General features: G+C 65.1%; 23 protein-coding genes. 14 read left to right on the top strand and 9 right to left on the bottom strand.

Annotation, left to right across the window (positions count from 1 at the left end; genetic code table 11):
• The first annotated feature begins 287 nt into the window (after nt 1-287).
• The 3 genes from rfbA (at nt 288) to GEV06_11000 (ending at nt 2585) form a co-directional block, all read left to right on the top strand.
• Complete coding sequence (gene rfbA / locus GEV06_10990; GenBank protein MPZ18423.1) at nt 288-1160, top strand: glucose-1-phosphate thymidylyltransferase RfbA; 873 nt, start codon at nt 288-290, stop codon at nt 1158-1160.
• 6 nt (nt 1161-1166) lie between these two features.
• On the top strand, nt 1167-1700 hold the full coding sequence (gene rfbC / locus GEV06_10995) for a dTDP-4-dehydrorhamnose 3,5-epimerase (GenBank protein ID MPZ18424.1): 534 nt from the start codon (nt 1167-1169) through the stop codon (nt 1698-1700).
• A gap of 147 nt (nt 1701-1847) precedes the next feature.
• Nucleotides 1848-2585 (top strand): GDSL family lipase, encoded by a 738-nt coding sequence (locus GEV06_11000; protein MPZ18425.1) that lies wholly within the window; start codon nt 1848-1850, stop codon nt 2583-2585.
• A 167-nt stretch (nt 2586-2752) separates the two neighbouring features.
• Here GEV06_11000 and fahA read toward each other — a convergent pair whose 3' ends face one another.
• The 3 genes from fahA to hppD form a co-directional block, all read right to left on the bottom strand.
• Complete coding sequence (gene fahA / locus GEV06_11005; GenBank protein ID MPZ18426.1) at nt 2753-4279, bottom strand: fumarylacetoacetase; 1527 nt, start codon at nt 4277-4279, stop codon at nt 2753-2755.
• A gap of 831 nt (nt 4280-5110) precedes the next feature.
• Nucleotides 5111-6271, bottom strand: coding sequence for a homogentisate 1,2-dioxygenase (locus GEV06_11010; protein MPZ18427.1), 1161 nt, complete (start codon nt 6269-6271; stop codon nt 5111-5113).
• Nucleotides 6272-6302: 31 nt separating this feature from the next.
• On the bottom strand, nt 6303-7391 hold the full coding sequence (hppD, locus tag GEV06_11015) for a 4-hydroxyphenylpyruvate dioxygenase (GenBank protein MPZ18428.1): 1089 nt from the start codon (nt 7389-7391) through the stop codon (nt 6303-6305).
• Nucleotides 7392-7594: 203 nt separating this feature from the next.
• Here hppD and GEV06_11020 point away from each other — a divergent pair, with 203 nt between their 5' ends.
• Nucleotides 7595-8647 carry a response regulator gene (locus GEV06_11020; GenBank protein ID MPZ18429.1) on the top strand — a complete coding sequence of 351 codons (1053 nt, stop codon included), beginning with the start codon at nt 7595-7597 and terminating at the stop codon, nt 8645-8647.
• Between the two features lie 164 nt (nt 8648-8811).
• On the opposite strand, the gene GEV06_11025 is transcribed toward GEV06_11020, so the two are convergent.
• From GEV06_11025 to GEV06_11035, 3 genes are all read right to left on the bottom strand, one after another.
• Nucleotides 8812-10212 carry a sodium:solute symporter family protein gene (locus GEV06_11025; GenBank protein ID MPZ18430.1) on the bottom strand — a complete coding sequence of 467 codons (1401 nt, stop codon included), beginning with the start codon at nt 10210-10212 and terminating at the stop codon, nt 8812-8814.
• Nucleotides 10209-11249 carry a peptidase S58 family protein gene (locus tag GEV06_11030; protein ID MPZ18431.1) on the bottom strand — a complete coding sequence of 347 codons (1041 nt, stop codon included), beginning with the start codon at nt 11247-11249 and terminating at the stop codon, nt 10209-10211. The genes GEV06_11025 and GEV06_11030 overlap by 4 nt, the downstream gene beginning before the upstream one ends.
• 79 nt (nt 11250-11328) lie before the next feature.
• Nucleotides 11329-12252, bottom strand: a complete 924-nt coding sequence (locus GEV06_11035; GenBank protein ID MPZ18432.1) for an ROK family protein — start codon at nt 12250-12252, stop codon at nt 11329-11331.
• 106 nt (nt 12253-12358) lie between these two features.
• Between GEV06_11035 and GEV06_11040 the strand changes: the two genes are divergently transcribed.
• The 8 genes from GEV06_11040 (at nt 12359) to GEV06_11075 (ending at nt 21294) form a co-directional block, all read left to right on the top strand.
• The gene (locus GEV06_11040) at nt 12359-12775 is read left to right on the top strand and encodes a DUF393 domain-containing protein (protein MPZ18433.1); all 417 of its coding nucleotides are present in this window, start codon (nt 12359-12361) and stop codon (nt 12773-12775) included.
• 401 nt (nt 12776-13176) lie between these two features.
• Nucleotides 13177-14484, top strand: a complete 1308-nt coding sequence (locus GEV06_11045; GenBank protein MPZ18434.1) for an HlyD family efflux transporter periplasmic adaptor subunit — start codon at nt 13177-13179, stop codon at nt 14482-14484.
• Between the two features lie 87 nt (nt 14485-14571).
• Nucleotides 14572-15270, top strand: a complete 699-nt coding sequence (locus GEV06_11050) for an ATP-binding cassette domain-containing protein (GenBank protein MPZ18435.1) — start codon at nt 14572-14574, stop codon at nt 15268-15270.
• A 161-nt stretch (nt 15271-15431) separates the two neighbouring features.
• Nucleotides 15432-16871, top strand: a complete 1440-nt coding sequence (locus GEV06_11055) for a response regulator (GenBank protein ID MPZ18436.1) — start codon at nt 15432-15434, stop codon at nt 16869-16871.
• Nucleotides 16872-17136: 265 nt separating this feature from the next.
• The gene (locus GEV06_11060; protein MPZ18437.1) at nt 17137-18471 is read left to right on the top strand and encodes a HAMP domain-containing protein; all 1335 of its coding nucleotides are present in this window, start codon (nt 17137-17139) and stop codon (nt 18469-18471) included.
• 14 nt (nt 18472-18485) lie between these two features.
• Nucleotides 18486-19034, top strand: a complete 549-nt coding sequence (locus GEV06_11065; protein MPZ18438.1) for an inorganic diphosphatase — start codon at nt 18486-18488, stop codon at nt 19032-19034.
• 546 nt (nt 19035-19580) lie between these two features.
• On the top strand, nt 19581-20462 hold the full coding sequence (locus GEV06_11070; GenBank protein MPZ18439.1) for a mechanosensitive ion channel: 882 nt from the start codon (nt 19581-19583) through the stop codon (nt 20460-20462).
• A gap of 58 nt (nt 20463-20520) precedes the next feature.
• Nucleotides 20521-21294 (top strand): heme-dependent peroxidase, encoded by a 774-nt coding sequence (locus tag GEV06_11075; GenBank protein MPZ18440.1) that lies wholly within the window; start codon nt 20521-20523, stop codon nt 21292-21294.
• A 49-nt stretch (nt 21295-21343) separates the two neighbouring features.
• On the opposite strand, the gene deoC is transcribed toward GEV06_11075, so the two are convergent.
• Both deoC and GEV06_11085 read right to left on the bottom strand, forming a co-directional pair.
• Nucleotides 21344-22216, bottom strand: coding sequence for a deoxyribose-phosphate aldolase (deoC, locus tag GEV06_11080; GenBank protein MPZ18441.1), 873 nt, complete (start codon nt 22214-22216; stop codon nt 21344-21346).
• A 111-nt stretch (nt 22217-22327) separates the two neighbouring features.
• Nucleotides 22328-22966 carry an RpiB/LacA/LacB family sugar-phosphate isomerase gene (locus GEV06_11085; GenBank protein MPZ18442.1) on the bottom strand — a complete coding sequence of 213 codons (639 nt, stop codon included), beginning with the start codon at nt 22964-22966 and terminating at the stop codon, nt 22328-22330.
• A gap of 48 nt (nt 22967-23014) precedes the next feature.
• Here GEV06_11085 and hpt point away from each other — a divergent pair, with 48 nt between their 5' ends.
• Nucleotides 23015-23554: a hypoxanthine phosphoribosyltransferase gene (gene hpt / locus GEV06_11090; protein MPZ18443.1), complete on the top strand. Its 540-nt coding sequence runs from the start codon at nt 23015-23017 to the stop codon at nt 23552-23554.
• A gap of 47 nt (nt 23555-23601) precedes the next feature.
• Here the strand turns inward: hpt and GEV06_11095 are convergent, their stop codons facing one another.
• On the bottom strand, nt 23602-25059 hold the full coding sequence (locus GEV06_11095) for an amidohydrolase family protein (GenBank protein ID MPZ18444.1): 1458 nt from the start codon (nt 25057-25059) through the stop codon (nt 23602-23604).
• Nucleotides 25060-25158: 99 nt separating this feature from the next.
• Here GEV06_11095 and GEV06_11100 point away from each other — a divergent pair.
• On the top strand, nt 25159-25461 hold a 303-nt coding region (locus GEV06_11100), incomplete at its 3' end, for a uracil phosphoribosyltransferase (GenBank protein MPZ18445.1).

The raw sequence follows: 25461 nt of genomic DNA on the forward strand, positions 1-25461 counted from the left end.
CGGCCCATGTCGTCAGGAGCAAAATGCATTCCCGACGAATGAGGACTAAACTGCGGGAATCGACCCGGGTGGGCGGAGGTAGGGCAAAATGGCGGCGACTTTATACCGCCTCATCAGTGATGTCCGCACTCTGTTTGCCTTCCCAGAGCCGGGAGGGCAAACAGGTGACGTTCGGCAAACCCGCCCTACCAGGGCTGAGGCAGGGACGCCTCGCCGAGACGTCCCGTTGACTTGACGGCGGCGCATTGCGCGGGGATCATCGTGCGCGGTGTCCGGGAGGGCTGTTCGTGAAAGGCATTATTCTCGCTGGCGGGTCTGGCACGCGCTTGTATCCACTCACGCGCGTGGTTTCGAAGCAGCTGGTTCCCGTCTACAACAAGCCGATGATCTACTATCCCTTGTCCACGCTGATGCTGGCAGGGATTCGCGAGATTCTCATCATTACCACCCCTGAGGACCAGCCTAGCTTCAAGCGCCTGCTCGGCTCCGGCGACAGCGTGGGATTGAGGCTCAGTTATGCGGTGCAGCCACGCCCCGAGGGATTGGCCCAGGCGTTCATCATCGGCCGCGAGTTCGTCGGCTCGGACCGCGTGGCGTTGGCGCTGGGTGACAACATCTTCTTCGGACATGGCTTGCCGGAGCTCCTCACGCGTGCCTGCGACCGCGCCCACGGGGCGACGGTCTTCGGATACCTCGTGCGCGACCCGGAGCGCTACGGCGTTGTCGAGTTCGAACACGATGGGCGCGCCATCAGCATTGAAGAAAAGCCAAAGGAGCCGCGCTCCGCTTGGGCGGTGACGGGGCTCTACTTCTTCGACAACCACGTGCTCGACATCGCCGCCGCCCTCAAACCCTCGGTCCGCGGCGAGCTCGAGATCACGGACGTCAATCGCGCGTATCTCGATCAGGGCCTGCTGGCCGTCGAGAAGCTCGGCCGCGGCTTCGCCTGGCTCGACACCGGCACTCACGAGTCGCTGCTCAACGCGGCGACCTTCGTGCAAACCATCGAAGAGCGGCAGGGCTTGATGATGGCCTGCATCGAGGAGATCGCCTGGCGTATGGGCTACATCACGCGAGAGAACGTTCTGAGCTTGGCCGAAGCCATGAAGCACAATTCGTACGGACAGTACCTGATCCGACTCGCGCATCAGGAGGGCTGACCAAAGATGCACGTCGGCCGGACGGCACTCGCTGGTGTCCTCATCATCGATCCCACGGTGCACCGTGACGAGCGTGGGTTCTTCCTCGAGACGTATAATGCCGCCCGGTTCGCCCAACAGGGCATCACCGCCACGTTCGTCCAGGACAACCACTCCCGATCGCGGCGAGGCACGCTGCGTGGCCTGCACTGGCAGCAGGAGCGGCCGCAAGGCAAGCTGGTGCGTGTCATCGAGGGCGCGATCTACGATGTCGCCGTCGACATCCAGCCGGCATCACCGACCTTCGGCCGCTGGATTGGCGTGACGATTTCCGCCGACGACTTTCGTCAGATTTATGTCCCGCCAGGCTTCGCGCACGGATTCTGTGTCGTGAGCGACGTGGCGCAGGTCGAGTACAAGTGCACGGCGCTCTATGATCCCGCCAGCGAGCGTGGCCTGATTTGGAACGACCCAGACGTCGGTATCACCTGGCCCGTCACCGACCCTATTCTCTCGGAGCGGGACAAGCGCCACCCGCGGCTGGCGCAACTTGGCAGGTGACCGGCACGCGGAATCGCTCATGGTAGCGCGCAGACAGCATGCCGAGCTCGTTGGCTGCCTCATAGGAGGGTACCGGTGTCACAGTCCCCGTTGGTCGCCCACCCGTCATCACCCGTCACTGCCTCCGCCCTCGACCGGCGTGGCGTGATGCGCGCGCTGCTCGGCCTGCCGCTGGCGGCAGGCATCACACGCGACGCGGACGCCGCGGCGCAGTCGAATGCCGCCGCCGGCGGCGGCTTGCGGTTGGCGCCCAAGAGCAAGCTGGTGATGATCGGCGATTCAATCACCGATACCGGGCGGGCGCGCCCGGTCGGCGAGGGCCGCGGCGACGCCATCGGCAACGGCTACGTGATGATGGTGAACGCGCTCATCGGCGCCACGCAGCCTCAGCTCGGGATACGCATTGTCAACATGGGGATCAGTGGCAACACCGTGCGCGATCTGGCCGAGCGCTGGCAAACCGACGTGTTCGACCTGCAGCCGGACTACGTGTCGGTGATGATTGGCGCGAACGATGTTTGGCGGCAGTTCGACGCCCCGTTGCGTACGGAGCTTCACGTTCCGATCGACGAGTTCGAGCGTACGTACGACCAGCTCATTGCCACCACACGGCCGCGCGTGAAGGAGATGATTCTCATCACGCCGTTCTATCTGGAGCCGAATCGCGAGGATGCCATGCGCGCCAAGATGGACGCGTACGGCGATGTCGTCCGCCGCCTCGCGAAGAAGCACGGCACCCCGATGATCGACTCGCAGGCGGCGTTCGACGAGATCCTCGAGGCGGTCTATCCTGCCGCGATCAACGCAGACCGCGTGCATCCAGACCAGGTCGGGGCGATGGTGTTGGCGCGCGCGTTCGTCAATGCCATCGGGTTTCAGTGGTAACACTCACTCTGGTCGCGCCCAACCACGAAGACACGAAGAGCTCACCACGAAGGGCACGAAGCAAACCACTTGGATTTTCTTCTTCGTGAATTTCGTGTTCTTCGTGGTTCAAAACCTTCGTGTCCTTCGTGTCCTTCGTGGTTGAATGTCTTCGCGATCTTTGTGATCTACCCTTCGAGGCTTCGTGGTGTCACCACGCCACGGCACTGCCCCAACCCAATCCGAGCTGCACCCGGACGAGCCGCGTAACCACGCAGGATGACTTCATCCTCGTCTTCGAGGAAGCGGCGCGACTCACCTGTGGGCAGCGTGATCGGCTCTGTGCCGCGCCACGCAATCTCGAGGAGACAGCCACGGGATGCTTTATCCGCGCCTGATATCGTCCCGCTCGCGAGGAGGTCGCCCGGCCTGAGGTTGCAGCCGTTGCTCGTGTGATGCGCGATGAGCTGCGCGGGCGTCCAATACATGTCCGCAACCTGGCCACGGCTCAAGCCAAACGGTGGCATGCCAGCGCGGCGCATGGCGGCGCTACTGAGAAACACCTCGAGCGTCAGCGCGACGCCACCTTGCTCCATGTCTCGCGCGTCGGAGAGGTACGGCAGCGGCGCGGGATCACCTGCCGGGCGGGCGAAGGCGGGCACACGATACGGCTCCAGCGCTTCGAGCGTCACGATCCAGGGTGATATCGACGTGAGAAAGCTCTTGCCCAAGAAAGGACCGAGCGGCTGGTACTCCCACCGCTGCACGTCACGCGCAGACCAGTCGTTGACCAAGCAGACACCGAAGAGGTGCCGATGCGCTTGGCCGATGGGAATGGGCTCGCCGATTCCGTTCCCGCCGCCGACAACGAAACCGAGCTCGACCTCGTAGTCCAGGGCGTTGGTAGGGCCAAAGGTCGGGCACCCATCAGGGTTCGGCATGGCCTGGCCATGCGGACGCGCGACCGGCGTGCCGCTCACGACCACAGACGAGGCGCGCGCGTTGTAGCCAACCGGCACGAACTTGTAGTTTGGCAGCAGCGGGTTGTCGGGACGCCACATGCGACCGAGGTTCATCGCGTGAAAGTGTGACGCGTAGAAATCCGTATAGTCGCCGATCGCGATTGGCAGGTGGACCGTTGCTTCGCGCATGGGCACGAGCGCCTGTTCCATCAGTGCCTGGTCGCGCGCAGGCCGATCCGCTCGAAGCAGCAGGTGCAGCGCATGCCGCAGCGCGGACCACTCTTCGGGCTCGCGCGCCAGCAGCGCATTCAGTGACGCGCCGATGCACGCCCCGGCGGCGGCCGCCGAGCGGCCGGCGAAGAGCTCGGCCCGGTGACACGCCGCCACGTCGAGGATTTGATCCCCAATGGCGATGCCGACACCTGGTGGTTCGTCGCCGTGGCGGCTGAACACACCAAAGGGCAGGTTCTGAATCGGGAAGTCGCTGGCCGGATCGTTGGCCGAGCTCACCCAGCTCCGCGCGGCGGGATCGTGCGTTTCGTTCACGGTGGACTGATGTCTACATCCACCCGAGGGCTTGAAGCTCCTCGACTGGCTCTTCGAAAGAACAGGATCCAAAGGCAGTCGCAAAACGTTGGCGCGCCGCTTCCAGCCGGTCGACCGGTAGCGCCACGGCGCGTCCCCATGCCACGCGCTGGTCGTCGACCACCAGCAGCCGCGGATCGTCCAACTCGAGAATCTGCTCCACCTCATGTCGCATCCGCTCAGCCTCCGCACCTCGGCTGGTGGCCTCCCAGGCAAACGCCGCCGCGAGAATGAGGTTCAGGAAGCCATGCGTGAGGCTCGTGACGCCTTCCGCCTCGTAGGTCAAGCGGTGCGGGCCGCGCACGGCATGGTGGAGGCCCGCTGTCGCTTTCATCGGAGCGCCTGCTGCGGCACAGGTGACGAGAGCGCCGGCGAGGGCAGACGGTGATGGAAACGCGTCTGGCACGACCCCGCCGGTCCGGAGCTTCACACCGGCACCCACGGCACGCGAGGCATCGACCAGCGCCGGCAGCTCGTCGCCGATCGGCAGCTCGCAAAAACAGGCGAGCCCCGCAGCCACGAACGGCCGTGCGCGCTCGACGTCTGCAAGGCGCGACGCCTTGATGTCGACGACATCGATCCGCGCCGCGCCGGCCTGATGCTCGTTGAATGCCTCGACGCGCGCCACCTCGCGCCTCGGATCGACGCTCCCCAGCACAGTGATGTGCCATGGGACCGCGCCTACGCCGCGCGGCAAGATCTCGCGGACGCCCGTCTCGAAGCGATCGAGGTGATCCAGCGGCACGACGAACCGCCCCAGCATCCACCCCTGCGGGCCCCCTGTGAACGCCGCGTAACGCTCGATCGCTTCCTCCATCGAAAGACCAGCCGGCGGGAAGAGCCCGGCGAAATCGATGAGGTGCGCGAGCAGCGCGCGTGCGGCTCGAGTGACGGTCGTCTCTGACATGTGCGCTCACCATACGACGCAGCCCAGCGGGCCTGGCCTCTTCCGAAAACGGGGACAGCCCGGACAGTCCCCGTTTTCCTCCTCCCTCACTTCTAATCGTGATCGACCCAGGAGCGGTAGTAGTTTTTGTCTTCGATGGCAAGCGCCTGGCGGCTCACGCGCAACGGATGGAACGTGTCGACCATCACGGCGAGCTCGTCGGTGCGTGCTTGGCCGAGCGATTGCTCGACGCGGCCGGGATGCGGGCCGTGCGGCACACCGTCCGGGTGCAGCGTCACGGAGCCGTGCTTGATGCCCTTCCGGCTCATGAACTCGGCACTCGCATAGTAGAGCACCTCGTCCGACATCACATTCGAGTGATTGTAAGGCACCGGCACGGCATCAGCGCCGAAGTCGTACGGGCGCGGGCAGAACGAACAGACGACGAAGTTGTCGCCTTCGAAGGTCTGGTGTGTGGGGGGCGGCAAGTGCACGCGGCCGACCCGCGGCTCGAAGTCGTGAATATTGAGCGCCCACGGATAGTAGTAGCCGTCCCATCCCACCACGTCGAACGGGTGGTGGTCGAGCACGAACTCCGTGAGGCGGTGGTCCTTCTTGACGACGAGACTGAACTCTCCTCGCTCGTCGTAGGTTTCGAGCGCCGCCGGCCGCCGGATATCGCGCTCCGAGTACGGCGCATTCTCGGTGAGCTGGCCATGCTCGTTGCGATACCGCTTCGGCGTACGAATGTACCCCGCGCTCTCGATGACGAGACCGCGCACCGGCATCTTCGTGAACCGGAACCTGTGCAGGATGCTTCGCGGGATAACCAGATAGTCACCGGGGCCAAACGAGATGTTGCCCACCACGCTCTCCAGCACGCCCTCCCCTTCCGTCACGTACACGAGCTCGTCGCCCTGCGCGTTCCGGTAGAAGTAGTCGTCTTCGCGCTGAGGCGACACCACGTCGATGGCAACGTCCGCGTTGAAGAGCAGCGGCAAGCGATCGCTGGTGATGCTCGCCGTCGCGGGGAGCTCTGCGGTCAGGAAGTGGCGATGCTTGAACTGGCGCGGCTCCTCTTCAGTCCAGGGCAGTGGCTTGAGCGGCCGTACCTCGCGGATCTGCGTTGGGTGCTGGAGGTGGTACAGCAGCGATGCCGGACCGGTGAACCCCTTGTTCCCCATCAGCTCTTCGTAATAGAGCCCGCCCTCGTCCCGCCGAAACGCCACGTGCCGTTTGTGTGGGACGCGTCCAAGCTGGTGATAAATGGGCATGCGGCACCTCCCTGTCGGCCCGGGCGGATCTTCAGAGGTTGCCCCTGAGTGCTTGCTCCTGCTCGATCGCTTCGAACAGGGCCTTGAAGTTGCCCTTCCCGAAGCCGCGGCTCCCCTTGCGCTGGATGATCTCGTAGAAGAGCGTGGGTCTGTCCTCGACCGGGCGTGTGAAGAGCTGCAGCAGATAGCCCTCCTCGTCACGGTCGACGAGGATGCCGAGCTGCCGAATCATGTCCGCTGCTTCATCGATCCGACCAACCCGCGATGGAAGCAGATCGTAGTAAGCGTCAGGGACACGCAGGAACTCGACGCCGTTGTCCCGCAGGTGGCTCACGGTCACCGCGATGTCCTGGCTCAGAAGCGCAATGTGCTGTACACCGGGACCGCGGTAGTAGTCGAGATACTCATCGATCTGACTCTTTCGCTTCCCCGCCGCCGGCTCGTTGATGGGAAACTTAATCGCGTAGGAGTCATCCGACATCACGATGCTCATGAGCGCGCTGTAGTCGGTCGAGATGTCCTTGTCATCGAAGCTGATATACCGCTTGAACCCGAGCACGCGGCTATACCATTCGGCCCACTCGTCCATCTTCCCGAGCTCGACGTTCCCGACGATGTGGTCGACGCGAAGGAGACCGACACCCGGAACGGCCAACGTCTGCGCGCGAAACCCAGGCAGAAAGGGCCCCTCGTAATCCAAGTACGAGACGAACGAGTGCAGGGTGTCACCGTAGGCGTGAATTGCGGCATATCGCACGGCCCCGTGCTCGTCGCGCAGCTCGCGCGGCGCGGCCGCCGGCTCGGCACCACGCCGGCACGCCTCGTCGAAGGCCTGGTCGGCATCCTCGACGTGGAAACTGATGTCGCGCACACCGTCACCATGCCGGCAGATGTGCGCTGCCTCGGCCGTGTCGGGGCTCAGCGGCGTGGTGAGCATGAACCGGATCTTGCCTTGCTCCAGCAGATACGACGCAGCATCCCGCCGCTTGGTCTCGAGCCCGGCGTACGCCACCTGGGAGAACCCGAACATCTGGCGGTAGTAGCAGGCCGCCTGTTTGGCATTGCCCACGAGAAACTCCACATGATGAATGCTCTTCAGCCGGAGCGGATTCTCATGCATGCGTTCCCCCAATGGTTACGATCTGGGATCATCATAATCCGGGAAACAGGATTCGGGATCCGGGATTCGCCCTTCGACTCGCTTCCCTCGCTCAGGGCATTCGACTCGCCTGAACGGGCTTGCCATGAGCGAGCCTGGCGGCATGCCGAAGGCGCGCCGTCAGGCGAGTCGAATGGTATCCTGATTCTGACGTGTCTGCATCCATCGAGCCGCTCACCCGTGCGCGCATTCTGATCGTCGACGATCAGACCTCGACCGTTCGGCTCCTGGAACGTCTCCTCACCACCGGCGGCTACACCAACGTGTACGCCACGACCGACCCGCGCCTCACTGCCGAGATGGTGGAGCGGCTCGCGCCAGATCTCGTCCTGCTCGACCTCCACATGCCAGGCGTGGACGGCTTCGAGGTCATGCAATCGCTCGCGCCCCGGGTAGCCGTGGACCGCTTCCTGCCCGTCCTCGTCGTGACGGCCGACACCACGCTCGAGAGTCGGCAGCAGGCGCTGAGCGCCGGCGCGCGCGACTTTCTGCAAAAGCCGTTCGACGCCGTGGAGGCACTGCTTCGCATCCGGAACCTCCTCCTCACGCGGTTTCTCTATTTACAGCTCGAGCGTGAGAAGGATGGCCTGGAGCAGAGCGTGAGAGAGCGAACACGCAAGCTCGAGGCGGTGCCCAACGAGATCCTGGATCGCTTGGCGCGCGCCGCCGAGTACCGTGACGACAACACCGGTGAGCACGCCCGCCGTGTGGGTCACTTGGCTGGGTACATCGCGGAGGCGCTGGGCCGCCCGCGGAGCGAGTGCGAGCTAATCGCGCGCGCCGCCACGCTGCACGACGTCGGCAAGATTGGCATCCCGGACGCCGTGCTCCTCAAAGATGGAGCGCTCGACCCGGACGACATGGCGGTCATCAAGGAACACACCACGATTGGAGCGCGCATCCTTTCAGGCAGCCACAGCGAGCTGCTCCGCGTGGCTCAGACAATTGCCTTGAGCCACCACGAGCGCTGGATCGGCGGCGGCTACCCGAACGGTCTTGCCGGCGCGGCGATCCCGACGGCTGCGCGCGTGACACACGTGGCGGACGCGTTCGACGCGATGACCCACGCGCGGCGCTACAGACGGATGCTCACGCAAGAGGAAGCGTGTACGGTGATTCATGACGACGCCGGCCGCGAGTTCGATCCGGCTGTCGTCGAAGCGTTCCTCGCCGCGCGTAAGCGGGGGCAACCCTCGTTCGGAGGGATCAAGGGGTAAAGGGATCAAGGGATCTAGGGATCAAGGGGTCAAGGAGTCTAGGGATCTAGGGGTCAAGGGATCAAGGGATCGGTTGGCCCAGCGCACAATGGCCCACGTCGGAAGAAGCTGCAACGCCGACACGGTCGCATGAGTAGGAGCCGCCTCCCTAGATCCCTAGATCCCTAGACCCCTAGACCCCTTGATCCCTTAGTAAGCAACACCACCCCCAAACCAACGCCGCTTGCGACCAATCCGACCATCTCCGGCTGGAGGAAGCCCACGCCTCGGCCACCGGTGCCGATGAAGAACGCCGCCCACGCGCACAAACCTGCCCCAATGGCCGAGAGCGCTTCGAACGTGCCGGCGCGCCTAACGTGCAGGCCGGCAACGATTGGCACGAACAAGCAAACCGTCATCACGCTGTAGAAGATCTTGAGCGTGCCAATGATCGAGGCGGCCGAAGCGGCCAGCAGCACACCGAGCGCGCCTCCAACCACGGCGGACCAGCGGGCCACGCGCAGCACCTCTGCATCACTCGCGCCGGGCCGCAGGAAGCGGCGATAGAGATCTTGCGACATCGACGTGGAGAGCATGAACAGGATGGCGTCGGCTGTGCTGACCTCTGCCGAGAAGAGCGCCGCGAGGCCAAGGCTGCCCAGCCACACCGGCACGTGATGCATCAGGAGCGTTGGAAGCGCGAGCTCGCTGTCGCTCAGCATCGGCTCCGCGCCCCGGGCGACAATGCCGAGAAGCGCCGGGACGAGCGCGTAGATCAGGAGCACCGCGGCGTTGAGACCGACGCCCCGCCGCACGGTGGCAGCGTCGCGCGCCCCGTACGCCTTCTGCAGCAGCCCGGGTGAGATCATGAAGGCAGGCGCAAGCATCGGGACGAGCAGCCAGCCGGCTCCGGCACCCTGCCAGAAGTCCCAGTAGCCCTCGATGGCTCTCGTCGGCGCTGTCGCAGCGTCCCATCCGCCGAGGCCCGTCACCGCCACCGGGAGCACGGCGCACAGGCCTGCAAGCAGTACGACCAGCTGTACCAGATTCACCCACGCAGATGAGAGCAGACCGCCGGCGACGAAGTACGTTGTCATCACCACGCCGCCAATGAGGCAGCCGGCCAGCCTGGGGATCCCCGCGACCACTTCCAAGACCAGCGACAACGCCACGAGCTGGGCCGCCAGAATCACGAGGGTGTTCAGCCAGAGGAGAACTGCTACCACGCCGCGGACCGAGCGACCGTATCGCAACTCGAGATAGTCGCCGACCGTGCGCAGATCGTGCTGCGCCGCCATCCGCCACAGTCGCGGCCCGATCCAGAAGGCCAACGCGACCGAGCCAAGACCGGCAGACCCGACCCACCACCAGGCGCTCAGCCCTGCGCTGTAGCCAAGGCCCGCGGCGCCCACGGTGGTGCCAGCCCCAATGTTGGCGGCCAGCAGCGTCGCGGAAAGCAATCCAGGCCCGAGGCGCCGGCCGGCGACGAAGAAGTCGGCAGCCGAGTGAACCTTCCGGCTCGTATAGATGCCCAGTAGGACGAGGAGGGCGGAGTAACCGAGGATGAGCGCGAGCTGCGGGCTCATTCGCGCTTGCCAGCCGTCAGATCGCGCGCAGCCGGCAGCTGGGGCAAGCCATGCGACTGCTCCGCCGCACGAACGATCGCAGTGGTCATGACGTCGGCCGCGAGAGCGCCAATCGTGAGGAGATCCGGGGCGTCGCTCCAGCGCCCGGTCGCCAGCGCAAACACTGTCTCCCCGTCGTAGGGCGTGTGGGCTGGATAGATACTGCGTGCCAGACCGTCCTGCGCCATCTGGGCCATCTTCGTTGCCTGCGCTTTGGTCAGGCGGGCGTTGGTGGCGACCACGCCCAGGGTTGTGTTGGCTCCAACGGACGGCCGCATGATCGCGCCTTGCCGCAAGAGCTGCCGCGCGTCGGCGAGCTGCCGCCCATCCTCGCTCCGAACGCCGGAGACGAGGCGCCCCGTCGAGGGATCCACCACGTCGCCGTAGGCATTGACGGCCGCCAGCGCAGAGACGATCAACCCGTTCTCGAGACGGACGGACGCCGTCCCTACACCAGCCTTCATGGCCAAGCGGAGGCCACGCATCTTCCCAACGGTCGCCCCCGCCCCCACGCCCACGTCACCTTCGCGAACCGGTCCGGGAGTGGCGGCGCGGGCCGCGGCGTAGCCGCATTCAGCATCCGGCCGCACACGCGGATCGTCTCCCACGCCGAGATCGAACAGGATCGCTGCGGGGACGATCGGCACCTTGGCGACACGTGTTTCGAAGCCGATACCGCGCTCCTCCAAATACCGCATGGCGCCCGTTGCCGCGTCCAGACCAAACGCGCTGCCACCGGCGAGCTCGATCGCGTGCACCTGCTGAACGGTGTTCACCGGATCGAGCAGATCGGTCTCGCGTGTGCCGGGGGCGGCGCCGCGTACGTCGACACCGGCCACGGCACCCTCCTCGGTGAGCACCACCGTGCAACCGGTCGGCCGGCCGGCCATCGTGTGGTGGCCCACCTTCACGCCCGGCACGTCCGTCAGGCTGCCAGAGGGTGAGCCCGACGCGCTCCCTTGCTGCGACGCTCCAGTCAGTACCGCCATCGCCCCCATCAACAACGCAGGAATTCCGCTTGGCATTCTCGTCGAATCGTATCAGCCCCGGCGAGCGCGGCGGCCCTAAAAGGCCGCCCTACCCTCGTCCAGGCGGCCAGAGCCACGCCGCGCCACGAACGCCGCTCGAATCACCGTGCCGAGCAGGCACGAGCCGTGTGTCCGTGCGATCGGAGAAGACCCACCGTCCCCAGATCCGTGGCACCCGATCGTACAGCCGTTCGATGTTCGAGAGCCCGCCGCCGGCGACGATCACATCGGGATCGATCAGATTGATGATGCTCGCGAGCCCGCGGGCCAGCCGCTCCTCGTAGCGGCACCAGGCGCGCTCCGCCTCCTCGTCTCCATCGCGCGCAGCCGCCAGGATGGCGGGCACATCGAGCTCCCGGCCCGTGCGCCTCTCCAGATCCTGCGCCATCCCGGGGCCCGACAACCAGGTTTCCATGCAGCCTCGCCTGCCGCAGTAGCACGGCGGTCCCGGCTGCTCGTCGTCCTCGGGCCATGGCAGCGCGTTGTGCCCCCACTCCCCTGCAATGGCATTGCCGCCCTGCACGACGTTTCCATGGACGACGAGACCGCCGCCGACGCCCGTGCCGAGGATGATGGCAAAGACCACGGGGCTACCGGCCGCCGCGCCATCGGTTGCTTCGGAGAGCGCCAAGCAGTTTGCGTCGTTGGCAAAGCGAGCCTCGCGTCTCAACGTCCGCTGCACGTCTTCGGCAAACGGCTGTCCGTTGAGCCAGGTGGAGTTCGCGTTCTTGACGAGGCCGGTCGCGGGCGAGATGGCGCCCGGCATGCCGATGCCCACCGAAGCGTGGCCGCCAAGCCTCGCTTCGAAGCGCGTCACCAGATCTGCCAGGCTAGCGATCGTCGCCGCGTAGTCGTGTCGCGGCGTCGGCACTCGCTCGCGCAGGAGCTCAGTGCCATCCTCGCCGAGCGCAATGCCTTCGATCTTCGTCCCGCCGAGGTCAATCCCGATTCGTGTACCCCTCACGTTGCCCATATGCTAATAGCATGTGAGGTAGGGCGCGCTCGCCGAGCGCGCCGTCGGACGCCTCGGCGAGACGCGCCGGACGCCTCGGCGAGGCGTCCCTACCTAGCTAGGCATCATGAAGCCGAACCGCCATCCCATCGTGCTCTACGACGGCGTGTGCGGCCTGTGCCATCGCACCGTGCGCTTCCTGCTGCGGCATGATCGGCAAGGGCACCTCCGCTTTGCCGCTCTGCAATCGTCACTCGGTCGTACGCTCCTCGTGCACCATCGTCTGTCACCGGACGGGCTGGACACGCTCGTCCTGGTCGAGGACGAGCGAGCCTCGACACGATCCGCGGCGGTACTCGGCGCTACGCGGTATCTGGCTGCCCCCTGGCGCTACCTGGCGCTCTTCCGCTTCCTGCCGCGCCTCGTCCGAGATCGGCTGTACGACTGGGTTGCACGGTCTCGGTATCGCTGGTTCGGCCGGCTCGACGCCTGTCCCCTTCCCAGCCCCGGCGAGCGCGAGCGCTTCCTCGACGGCGGACAATAGCGGCGTCCATATCTTGCACTCAACCTAAGGGGCTCGGTTCTCGTCTAACGGTGCGAGGTAGTGTGGGCCCGTGACGGGTGACGGGGTGACAGGGCGACAAGGTGAGGGGGTGATGGAGTGACGGGTGCCTGCGTGAGATCGGGGTGGCGGTCGAGCTCCGGTTCCCCTTCCCTCGACGCGGGGCCTGAAGGCCCCGCGCTACCGACGCTCGAACAATCGCGTCACCTTGTCACCTTGTCACCCTGTCACCCTGTCACCCTACTGTCCGGATCTGGGACGAGGCGTGCCACATGCGGTCAGGGCGCGGGCTGGCGTTGGCGACCGGGTCGAGATAACATGCCGGTATACAGCAACATTCACCGACGCCATTGCTGGCACGTTCTTTGGTAGTTGTATAGGCAATGGTTGATATTGCTCGTCCCCCGGAAGTCATACGGCGGCGCAAGATCCGCCGCATCATATACGGCGTTATTGCTCTCGCAGCCGTCTTGCTCATCACGGTGGCCGTGTCGCGGCTGAAGCCCGCCGCTCCACCGGTCGAGCGAGGTACGGTGTGGATCCAGGAAGTCACGCGCGGGCGCATGGTGCGCAATGTTCGCGGAACCGGTACACTGGTGCCACTGGACATCAGTTGGGTCGCGGCGCCCTATGCCGGGCGCATCGATCGCGTCTTGCTGCGGCCAGGCGTCAACGTCAAACCGGACACGGTCGTCGTCGAGTTGAGCAATCCGGAGCTCACTCAAGCCGTGGACGAAGCGCAGTTGGCGCTTGAAGGTGCCGAAGCGGCGCTCGCGAAAGCCCGCGCGGACCTCAGGGGCACCTTGCTCACGCAGCAAGCGACGATCGCGGACGTGGACGGCCGTTCACAGACAGCGAACGCGCAAGCGAAGGGGTATCAGTCGCTACACAAAGAGGGCCTGGTCTCGGATGTCCAAGCGCTCGAGTACACATCCGCGGCAAAGGGCCTTTCGGCCCAGCTCGAGGCCGAGCGTAGACGGCTCGCGATCACCAAGGAGACGGAGGCCGACCAACTCGGCCAGCAGGAAGCGGAAGTCAAGCGACTCCGCACGATTTACGTGCTGCGGCGACAACAGCTCGACAACCTCCGTGTTCGCGCAGGCGTCGACGGCGTGCTCCAGGCGTTCGCTAGAGTCACCACGACCGACTCATCGACTGTTGAGATCCAGCGGGGCACCCAGGTCCTGCAAGGAGCAAACCTCTTTCGTGTGGCCGACCCTCGACGCCTCAAGGCGGAGCTGAGGATTCCGGAGACGCAGGTGAGGGATGTGGAGATAGGCCAGCAGGCTGAGGTCGACACGCGAAATGGCATCGTGAAGGGAGTCGTCTCTGGAGTTGCCGGCGCCGCGCAGGAAGGCACGGTCACCATTGACGTGTCGCTGGAAGGGGACCTGCCTCGCGGTGCACGACCGAATCTTACCGTGGACGGCACGATCACGCTCGAGCGTCTCCCGGACGTCGTCAAAGTCGGCCGGCCCGCGTTCGGCCAAGAAGGTGGCAGCATCCAACTGTTCAAGCTGCTGGCGAAACGGCCGGTTCAAACCGGCGACGCTGTCCGCACGACGGTGCAGATCGGACGCAGCTCGGTCAACGAGGTGGAAGTTTTGGACGGACTTCAACCTGGCGATCAGGTTATCCTCTCGGACATGACGCAATTTGACGACGCGGACCGCGTCCGGGTCGTCAACTAGGGATCAGGGAGTAGGGGCAGGGCGCAAGAGCCGCGGGGCCCACGGGACGTTGGTCACGGAAAGATTAACAGGAGACCGGAGAGTGACATGGGCGATCAGCCGCTAATCAACCTCGAAGGCGTCAGGAAAGTCTTCTTCACCGACGAGGTCGAGACGCACGCGCTCGACCACATCCAACTGGCGATCGATCCGGGCGAGTACATCGCCATTGCCGGCCCGTCCGGGTGTGGCAAGTCGACCATGCTTTCCATCCTGGGCCTGCTCGACACACCCACGGAAGGCCGGTACTGGTTGAACGGGCGGCCGGTCGAGGACCTCTCGCTGTCCGAGCGGGCACGCGTCCGCAACCGCGAGATCGGGTTCATCTTCCAGAGCTTCAACTTGATTGGTGATCTCACGGTCTTCGAGAACGTGGAGCTGCCGCTCACCTACCGCGGCATGCGCGCCTCCGAGCGGCGCCAGCGCACGACCGAGTCGCTCGAGCGCGTCGGCATGGCTCATCGCGCGAAGCATCTGCCCAGTCAGCTCTCCGGCGGTCAACAGCAGCGCGTCGCCGTCGCACGCGCCGTCGTGGGTCAGCCGCTGATCCTGCTTGCCGACGAGCCGACCGGCAACCTCGACTCGAAGAACGGCGAGATGGTGATGGATTTGCTCCACGAGCTGCACAATGGCGGCGCGACGATCTGCATGGTGACGCACGACCCGCGCTACGCGGCACACGCCACCCGCGCCATCCACCTCTTCGACGGCCGCGTCGTCGAGGAGAGTGTCGAGAGCACCGTTTAGCAGGGGTCAAGGAACCAAGGGATCAAGGGGTCAAGGGAAGATCCCGTCAAGAGGATGGTCTCATTTGCTGTGCCAACCCTGTCACCTACTCCTTGCCCCTTTGACTCCTTGGCCCCTTGACCCCTTTTGCTTGGCGAGCGACGCGAGCCAGGCAAACGCACATGGCAAGCCAACCCGCTCCCTCCGCTCCTCCGATTGAGCGACCGGCCGGCGCCGGGCTCGTGTCGCACGAGGCGCGCGTGCTCGTCGCCGACGACCAGCTGGACATCCTCGAAGCGTTACGCCTCCTCCTGAAGGGCGAAGGGTTTCACGTCGAGACCGTCTCGTCACCAGCCGGGCTCCTGGCCTCTGTCGACGCACGCGAGTACGACGTCGTCTTGATGGACCTCAATTACACGCGGGATACGACGTCGGGCGAGGAAGGTCTCGACCTGTTGACGAAGCTGCGTCAGATCGATGAGACGCTCCCGGTCGTGGTGATGACCGCGTGGGGGACGGTCGACATCGCCGTGGATGCCATGCGGCGAGGCGCACGCGACTTCGTGCAGAAGCCGTGGGACAACGCACGTCTCCTCGCCATCGTGCGCACGCAGGTGGAGCTGAGCCAGGCGCTCCGGCGCGGCCGGCGGCTGGAGGCGGAAAATCTCGCGCTCCGCAATGAGGGCGGCGCGCCGGTTCTCATCGCAGAAGCGCCGGCGATGCAGCCGGTGCTGCAGGTCATCGCGCGCGTGGGACCGTCGGACGCCAACGTCTTGATCGTCGGCGAGAACGGGACCGGCAAGGGCGTAGTTGCCCGTGCGTTGCATGCCGTCTCACCGCGCGCCCAGCGGTCCATGGTGACCGTCAACGCGGGCGGCGTGTCGGAAGGCGTCTTCGAGAGCGAGCTGTTCGGCCATGTCCGCGGGGCCTTCACCGACGCGAAAGCCGACCGCGTCGGCCGCTTCGAGCTGGCCGATGGCGGCACCCTGTTTCTCGACGAGATTGCCAACGTGCCGCTCGCCCAGCAGGCCAAGCTGTTGCGCGTGATTGAAATAGGCGAGTTCGAACGGTTGGGCTCGTCACGGACGCGGCGCGTAGACGTCCGGCTCATTTCCGCCACCAACTCCGATCCCTACGCGGAGGTCGAAGGCGCGCGCTTCCGCCAGGACTTGCTGTTTCGCATCAACACGGTCGAGATTCGTGTTCCGCCGCTGCGCGACCGCCGCGAAGACATCCCGGCGCTGGCGCATCACTTTCTCGGGCAGCACGGCCGCCGGTATCGCAAGACGCTCTCCGGCTTCGACCCGACCGCTATGCAAGCGCTGCTCGATCACGTGTGGCCCGGCAACGTCCGCGAGCTCGACCATGCCGTCGAGCGCGCCGTCCTGATGGCGCAAGGTCCGTTCATCAAAGCGGTCGATCTTGGGTTGCGGAGCTCCCGCGAGAGCGCCGGACGTCTCGAGGACATGAACCTCGAGGATGTCGAAGCGTTCCTCATCAAGAAGGCCATGGCCCGCTACGGCGCCAACGTGAGCCGGGCCGCACGCGATCTCGGTCTCAGCCGCAGCGCGCTGTATCGCCGCCTCCAACGCTATGGCATCAGCGTTCCCAAGCAGAGCTAGCCACAGCGGGCAGGGGGGTCAAGGAGCCAAGGGGTCGAGGGGCCAGGGCCAAGCGGTCGAGGGGTTGCAAGGACGGATGCAGCTACGTCGCCGCGATGTACACCGCCGTCGTTTGCACCGCCATCCCTAGATCCCTAGATCCCTAGATCCCTAGATCCCTAGATCCCTAGATCCCTAGATCCCTTGATCCCTTGATCCCTTGATCCCTTGATCCCTATTGCCCCCTTTGCACCGACCCTCCCCTCGTGCCATGCTCTTCCTCTCGATGCCTCGGCGGCGTCTCCAGCTTCGACACGATCAACGCGTTGCAGTGCTCGCGGTTGCGGCCGCCGCGCCTGGAGTCCTCGTCTCCCTCGCACTGCTCTGGACTGGCGACTTCGCACCACGTACGCAGTGGACGCTCACCATTCTCGTCCTCATCGTCTCCCTGGGCTGCCTGGGCGCTCTCCGCACGCGCATCGTCACCCCCTTGCAAACGCTGGCCAACTTGCTCGAAGCCCTCCGTGAGGGCGACTTCTCTTTCCGCGCTCGCAGTGGCCGGTCGGACGACCCGCTGACCGAGGTCACGCGTGAGGTCAACACGCTGGCAGACACGCTCAGGACGCAGCGGCTCGATGCCGTCGAAGCCACGGCCCTGCTGACGAAGGTGATGGCGGTGATCGACGTCGCGGTGTTCGCCTTCGATGAGCGCGCCCAACTACAGCTCGTCAACCGCGCGGGCGAGCATCTGCTCGGCAAGCCGGCGGGAGAGCTGCTCGAGCGAGACGCCGCGGAGCTCGGGCTCGCGGAATCCTTGCAGGAAGAGGGACCACGCATCCGGGCGCTCTCCTTCCCGGGCGGCAGGGCACGCTGGGAGATTCGGACGAGCACCTTTCGCCAGCACGGCCTCCCCCACCATCTCCTCGTCTTGAGCGACGTGAGCCAGCCGCTCCGCGAAGAAGAACGCCAAGCGTGGCAGCGACTGATTCGCGTCATCGGCCACGAGCTGAACAACTCACTGGCCCCCATCAAATCCATCGCGATGAGTCTGGCGAGCCTGCTCGCCCGAGACTCGCTGCCACCCGACTGGCGAGACGACACCTGCCGCGGCTTGCAGGTGATCAGCACGCGAGCCGAGGCGCTCAATCGATTCATGGGCGCGTATGCCCGCCTCGCGAAGCTCCCGCCCCCCAAGCTGGCGTCGCTCGATGTCGGACCATTCGTCGAGCGCGTCGTCGGGCTCGAGACACGCATGCCAATCGACGTCCACCCCGGTCCGGGCTGTCGGATCCGCGCGGACGGCGATCAGCTCGAGCAGCTACTCATCAACCTGATTCGCAATGCGGTCGACGCCGCGTCGACGACCGGCGGTCGTGTGCGGGTCAGCTGGGACCGATCGATCGGCCGACGGGCCGTCTTCGAGCTGTGGGTCGAAGACGACGGCCCCGGCATCGCCAATCCCGCGAATCTCTTCGTGCCGCTCTTCTCCACCAAACCAGGCGGCACCGGCATCGGCCTGGTGCTGTGTCAGCAGATCGCCGAAGCTCACGGCGGCACGGTCACCCTGGAAAATCGGCCTGCGGGCCGCGGCGCTCGAGCCACGGTCAAGCTCCCAGCTTGATAGACTAGTCGCCTATGCATCCGTGGCACGACATCTACGTCGACGATCACCTCATCGCCAAGAACTTCCCTGTCGTCATCGAAGTGCCGATGGGAAGCAAGAACAAGTACGAGCTCGACAAGGAAGCAGGGCTCATGCGGCTGGACCGTGTGCTCTACAGCGCCGTGTACTATCCAGCCAACTACGGCTTCATCCCGCGGACGTTTTGTGAGGATATGGACCCGCTCGATGCCCTCGTGCTCGGTCAGGAGCCGGTGCACCCTCTGACAGTCGTCAACGCCCGTGCAATCGGCGCCATGCGGATGCGTGACGAGAAAGGACTCGACGACAAGATTCTCGCCGTGAGCGTTCATGATCCCGCCTTTGTGGACTACACGAACCACTCGCAATTACCCGCTCACGCGCTGCGCGAGATCAAGCGCTTCTTCGAGGACTACAAGATGCTCGAGCAGAAAGAGGTGGTGGTCGAAGACTTCATGGGCCCCGAAGAGGCCGTCAAGATCCTCCAGGAGGCCCTCGAGCTCTATCGGCGCCTGCGGCGAGGTGAGGTTCGTATCAAGTAGGATCAGGAACCAGGAAACGGCTTGCCTAGCCGTAGCTCGCCGGAGGCGAGCGAAGGCTGGAATCGGGAATCCCAGCACGAGTCTATAGGTTGTCGCGTCGATTTCGTGGCGGAGCGCGTGCTAGTGGCCTACGGCGCCGCCGGAGATCTCTCGCCGGTCATCGCATCGTCTCGGCGCCACACGTGCTGCGGCACCTTACGTCACGGTTCGAATCGTTGTGAAATTGGATCCATGAGCCCACTCTCATCGCCAGTGTTCCAGGGCCTGCCAACGTGGGTAGCGGTGACGCTTGGGCTTGCCCTGGCCTTCGTGATCGCGTACGTGATTGCTGACCTGGCGGCCCGATCCGTGCGGTTCGTCCTCAGGCGCGTGCTGGGCCCTCGCCAGGAGGCCGCACGTCAGAGCAGCCTGCTCCGCCCGGCGCGCCTCGTCCGGATCGTCGTCTTCGTCATTGTTGGTTGTGCGCTCGCCGCCCCCGCGCTCGGGCTGCTCGGCGTGGAGACGGGAAGCGTCGGCCTGGCACCCTGGCGCCTGCTCGACTGGCTGATGGTGACCGGGCTGCGCATTCTCCTCATCCTGTTACTCGGCTACCTGATCATTCGCATTGTCGGGGTCGTAGTGGTGCGTCTCGAAGAGGAGATGCGTGAGGCGACGACGCTCGATATGGTCGAGCGCGCCAAGCGCGCGCGGACCATCGGCGATCTGGTCCGCAATGTCGTCGTGGTCGTCGTGACGGCTGTCGGAGCGCTGATGATCCTGCAGCAGCTCAACATCAACATCATGCCGGCGCTCTACACCGCCGGTGTCGCCAGCCTCGCGATAGGCTTCGGTGCGCAGACACTGGTCAAGGACATCATCGCCGGCGTCTTCCTCATTCTCGAGAACCAAGTACGCGTGGGAGACGTGGCCGCCATCAACGGCACGGGTGGTGTCGTCGAGTCGCTTACGCTGAGGACGATTGTGCTCCGCGATTTGGCAGGCACGGTCCACATCTTTCCCAATGGAAGCATCAACACGCTCGCAAACATGACGAAAGACTTCTCGTACGCCGTGCTCGATATCGGCGTCGCTTACAAGGAAGATCCGGACAACGTGACTCGGGTCATCAAAGAGGTCGGTGAACAGTTGATGCAGGATATCGCGTTCGCACCGAAGATACTCGCACCAATAGAAGTCTTCGGCGTCGATGCATTCGGCCCGTCGGAGATCGTCATCAAGGCACGCATCAAGACGCTGCCGCTGCGCCAATGGGACGTCGCACGCGAGTTCCGCCGCCTGCTCAAGAAGGCGTTCGACGCGCAGGGAATCGAGATCCCGTTCCCGCAACGTACCATTCACCTGGGCGAGGCGACGCGCCTGCTGAGTGAGCTGCAGCAGCGAGAGCCGCGGGCCCGCCTCGACGCCGAAAAGCACCCGGCGAAGGACTGAACACGTGTCGCATCCGACCGTCCCCGCGACGCTCGAAGGTTGGAGCGTTCTGCATCAGATGTTCCGTTTCGATTGGCCGGCATGGCGCGCGGCCTCGGCGGATGAACGCCGAGACGCCGCCGATGAGGCGGTCGCCTGCTTGAAGACGCTGTCGTCGGGCGGAGAAGGCGGCACCATCCCGGCCGCCCTGCTCGGCCACAAGGGCGACCTGATGCTGATCCACTGCCGCCAGACATTCGACGCGTTGCTGGCGGTCGAGCTCGCCGTTTCACGACTCCATCTCGCGCGCTTCCTCGAGGCCTCGACGTCGTACGTGTCGGTCGTAGAGCTTGGCATGTACGAGATGACGGCAAAGGTCCACGAGCAGCTCGTCGCACGCGGGTTGAGCCCGGAGACCGACGAATACGACCAGGCATTTGCGGCTGAGATCGCTGGGCAACGGCCGCGTGTCGCGAGCCGCCTCATGCCCGAGCTGCCGCGGCGGCGCTACGTCTGCTTCTACCCGATGAGCAAGCGACGCGGCGAGCAGAAGAACTGGTACACCACGCCGTTCGTGCGCCGGGCGCTGATGATGCGTGAGCACGGCTCCATTGGGCGCCGCTATGCCGGGCAGGTCACCCAGATCATCTCGGGCTCGATTGGCTTCGACGACTGGGAGTGGGGCGTGGACCTGTTCGCAGACGACCCGCTCGTCTTCAAGCGCCTGGTGTACGAAATGCGCTTCGACGAAGCCAGCGCCGACTATGGCGAGTTCGGCACCTTCTACGTGGGCCTGCAGTTCGCTCCCGATGAGCTAGCCGCCTTCCTTGACGGACGCGTTCCGACGCTGTGAAAAAGGAACCGGGTACCTTTTCGGCACCGAAAAGGTACCCGGTTCCTTTTCAGTACGAGCTGGAAGCGGCGGCCGGCGTGGCGTCGCCGCGGGCTTCCTGGACGATGCGCACGCCCGCGCTGGCGCCGATGCGGGTGGCGCCAGCCTCGACCATCTGACGAACGCTCCCCAGGTCGCGCACGCCTCCCGCGGCCTTCACTCCCATGTCGGCGCCGACGACGCGCCGCATGAGCGCAACATCGGCCACGGTCGCACCGCCCTTGGAGAACCCGGTCGAAGTCTTGACGAAGTCTGCGCCTGCGGCCTTGGCGACCGTGCAGGCGGCAACCTTCTCTTCATCGGTGAGAAGCGCCGCCTCGATTATCACTTTGCTGATGATGCCAGAGTCACGACACGGGGAGGTCACTGCCTCGATGTCCCGTTCCACGGTGCGCAGGTCGTCGGACTTGAGGGCACCAATATTGATGACCATGTCAACCTCCGTGGCGCCGTCGAAAATCACGCGTTGTGTCTCATAGTGCTTGACGTCCGCAACTGTCGCGCCAAGCGGGAAGCCGACGACCGCGCAGACGCCCACGCCGTGCGGGCGCACCATCCGGGATGCCCCCTTCACCCAACACGGATTGAGGCACACCGTCGCGAAGCGATAGTCGATTGCTTCACGGCAGTGTGTCTCGATCTCAACACGCGTCGCGTCCGGCTTGAGCAACGTGTGGTCGATCAGCACGGCAACGTCGCCGGCTGGGCCGCCAGACGCGCGCAAGCCCAGGCGCGTGGCACCCGCATCCAGCACCCCACGCACGCGGTCCGGGCAGCATTCGTAGAGCACCGCGTGGCAAGCACACCGATCCAGGGCCGGCCCTTCCCGGGTGGCCCTCAGCACTTCTTCGGTGACGACTTCGACAAGGCGGTCTATCTGCATCATTCAGTAGTGACGAGTGACGAGTAACGAGTGGAGGTAGATCTTACGTTTCGGGCTGACGATGGACTGTGCCGGTAGCCCGCGGCGTCTCGTGTGCCGGCTCGTCACTCGTCACTGATTGTTCCCTACCTCCAGCGCATGGATCTTCGTGAGACGTCGAATGTAGCGCGGCTCGGTCATGCGCGCGGCAAGCCAGGCCTCGACGATGACAATTGCCTCGTCTGCGGTGAGCAGCGTCGCACCCAGGGTGATCACGTTCACGCCGTTGTGCTCACGCGCATATCGCGCCAACGTGGGCGTGTGACACGCCGCGGCGCGCACGCCTGGAATCTTGTTTGCAGCAATGGCCGAGCCGAGTCCTGCCCCATCGACCACGATCCCTCCCTCCACCTCGCCACGCGCCACCATCCGAGCCGCCTCGGCGGCCACGTCAGGATAGTCCACCGGATCGCGCGACTCTGCACCTGTCTCGCGTACTGCCAAGCCGCGACGCCGCAGGTGTCGGACGAGCTGCGCCCGCAGCTCGATGCCCGTATGATCGCTGGCTACGACGAGCGTCCGCAGCTCCGCGGGCGGCGCGAACGCTCGTGCCGCCTCCTCGCGCGCGTCCGCCGAGACGACGGTGACGCGGCGCGCGCGCAGGGTGTCACGGGCCAGCGGCGTGATGTGCCCGCCAGCGACGAGCTCCACGGTGCCGCCCATCTCCAGCATCCGCGCGTCCGCCTCGGTGATGATCTCAAACCGCTTCATTTTGTGCTAGTGTCCCGTCACGGAGCACTGTGCTTCGCAGCGACGGCCATGACCCCGCCCACGGCGTCCACCATTCTGCTCTCGGCCGACCAAATCCGGCAACGGATCCAAGAGCTGGCGGCCCAAATCGAGCAGGACTACGCGCACGCCGACACCCTCCACTTGATCTGCGTGCTGAAGGGCGGCGTGATGTTCCTCACGGATCTCGTCCGCACCATGACGCGGCCAATCACTCTCGACTTCATCGCGCTCTCGAGCTACGCTCAGAGCACCGACTCCTCGGGTGAGGTGAAGCTGCTCAAGGATCTCGATACACCCATTGCGGGCCGCGACGTGATCGTCATCGAGGATATCGTCGACACCGGCCTCACAATCACGTATCTGCAAGACATTCTTCGTGCGCGGGCGCCGCGCTCCCTCCGCACGGCATGCCTGCTCAGCAAACCGTCGCGCCGACGCGTCGAGGTCAAGGTCGAGTATATCGGCTTTGAAATCGAGGATCGGTTCGTGGTTGGCTACGGGCTGGACTTCGACCAGAAGTTCCGCCAGCTGCCGTACATCGCGGCGCTCGACGAGGAGTCCACTTGACATCTCTGCCAGTCGTGAGCTCTGAGTCTCGAGTTGGTGGCTAGGTGCTACGGCTTCGTAATGGCCCTGACCTTTTCGGCAATCCGCTGCGCCGCGGCGATCACCTGCGACTCGTCGAGGGTTGCCACCTTCCCGTCGCGCATCAATATCTGGCCGTCGACGATTGTCGTGCGGACGTCTGTGCCCTTTGCCACGTACACGAGATGCGAGATCGGATCATAGAGCGGCGTTGCCCGTGCCGAGGCGGTAGACACGGCAATCAGGTCGGCGCGCTTTCCGACCTCCAGCGAGCCAATACGATCCGCCATGTGGAGAGCGCGCGCGCCACCAATCGTTGCCATCTCCAGCGCGACGCCCGCAGGGACGGCGCTCGGATCCCGCGTGGTGCTCTTGTGCAGGAACGCCGCGAGACGCATGGCTTCGAACATGTCGAGATCGTTGTTGCTCGCCGCACCGTCGGTGCCGAGGCCCACCAGCAGACCTTCGCGCAGCATCGTTGGTACGGGTGCGGTACCGGCCGCCAGCTTCATGTTGCTCTCGGGATTATGCGAGCAGCCGATGTCGGCAGCTGCCGCCGTCCGAATGTCCTCATCGGTAAGCCAGATACAATGCGCGGCGAGAACGTTCGGGCCGAGGAAGCCAATCGACGCAAGATAGCCGACAGGTGACGTTTGATACTTTTCGCGGGCGCTCTCGACCTCCGACTCCGCTTCGGCCATGTGGATGAGGAGCGGCACCTGATGTTCGCGGGCGAGATCGCGTGCGGCCGTGAGCGTCTTCCCGTCATTGGTGTAGAGCGCGTGCGGTGCGACTGCGGGCGTGACGATCGAGTCTTGCTTCCATTCCTCCACGAACCGCTCGGTGCGCTCCAGCCCCGCTTTCGGCGTTGGCGCGTCCGGGGCTGGAAACCCAATGATGGTCTGGCCGAGAACGCCACGGAGGCCCGCCCGCTTGACCGCGGCCGCAATCTCCTCCTCGAAGTAGTACATGTCGGCAAACGTCGTGGTGCCGGACTGGATCATCTCGAGCGCGGCCAGCTCCGTGCCCACGCGGACGAACTCTGGTGACACCGCCTTGGCCTCAGCCGGAAAGATATATTTCTGCAACCAGTCCATGAGCACCAGGTCGTCGGCTAGGCCGCGGAAGAGCACCATCGGGGCGTGTGTGTGCGTGTTGATGAGCCCGGGCAGGACAATGTGATTACTGGCATCGATGCGCGTGGCTGCGCGAAACCGCGCGTCCACACGGGCCGGCGTATCCACGAGGACGATTGCACCATCGTCGATGGCCACCGCGCCAGGTGCCAGCACGCGGCGCTCCTCGTCCATCGTCACAACGGTCCCGCCGCTGACAATGAGCGAGATGCTCGATTGGCCCGTTTGGGCGTGAGGTGTGGTCTGGAGGACAGCGTGCGCGAACACCGCTGCTAGGGCAATGCAGGCAAGAAGGACGATGGATCGTCGCAGCATCTGCTCATAGTAATGCCGAAGCCTAGATGGCAGCATGACGACCACCGTGGTGCATGACGCGCATGTAGGCCGAGCTTCCAGTGGGGATCTCGAGGGAGGCCGTTCCAAAGCGCGGTTCTGCTATAGTGCCTCCCCGTGCCGGTGCATCTCATCGAACATCCGGTCGTCCACGACGTCCTCTGTGTGCTGCGCGACAGCAGCACGCCGCCCGACGTCTTTCGACAGATGGCGCGCCGCATGAGCCTGTTGCTCGCCGCGGAGGCGACCTGCGATCTGCCGACCCGTCCGGTGACGGTCACCACTCCGCTCGGGCCAGCCCCAGGGCGTCGCGTCGGCGCGGACATTGTTGTCGTCCCCGTGCTCCGGGCCGGCCTGGGGATGGTGGACGCCGTGCTGGAGATTCTGCCAGGAGCCCGTGTCGGTCACATCGGCCTGCAG

This window comes from Luteitalea sp. (assembly GCA_009377605.1).
GTDB lineage: Bacteria > Acidobacteriota > Vicinamibacteria > Vicinamibacterales > Vicinamibacteraceae > WHTT01.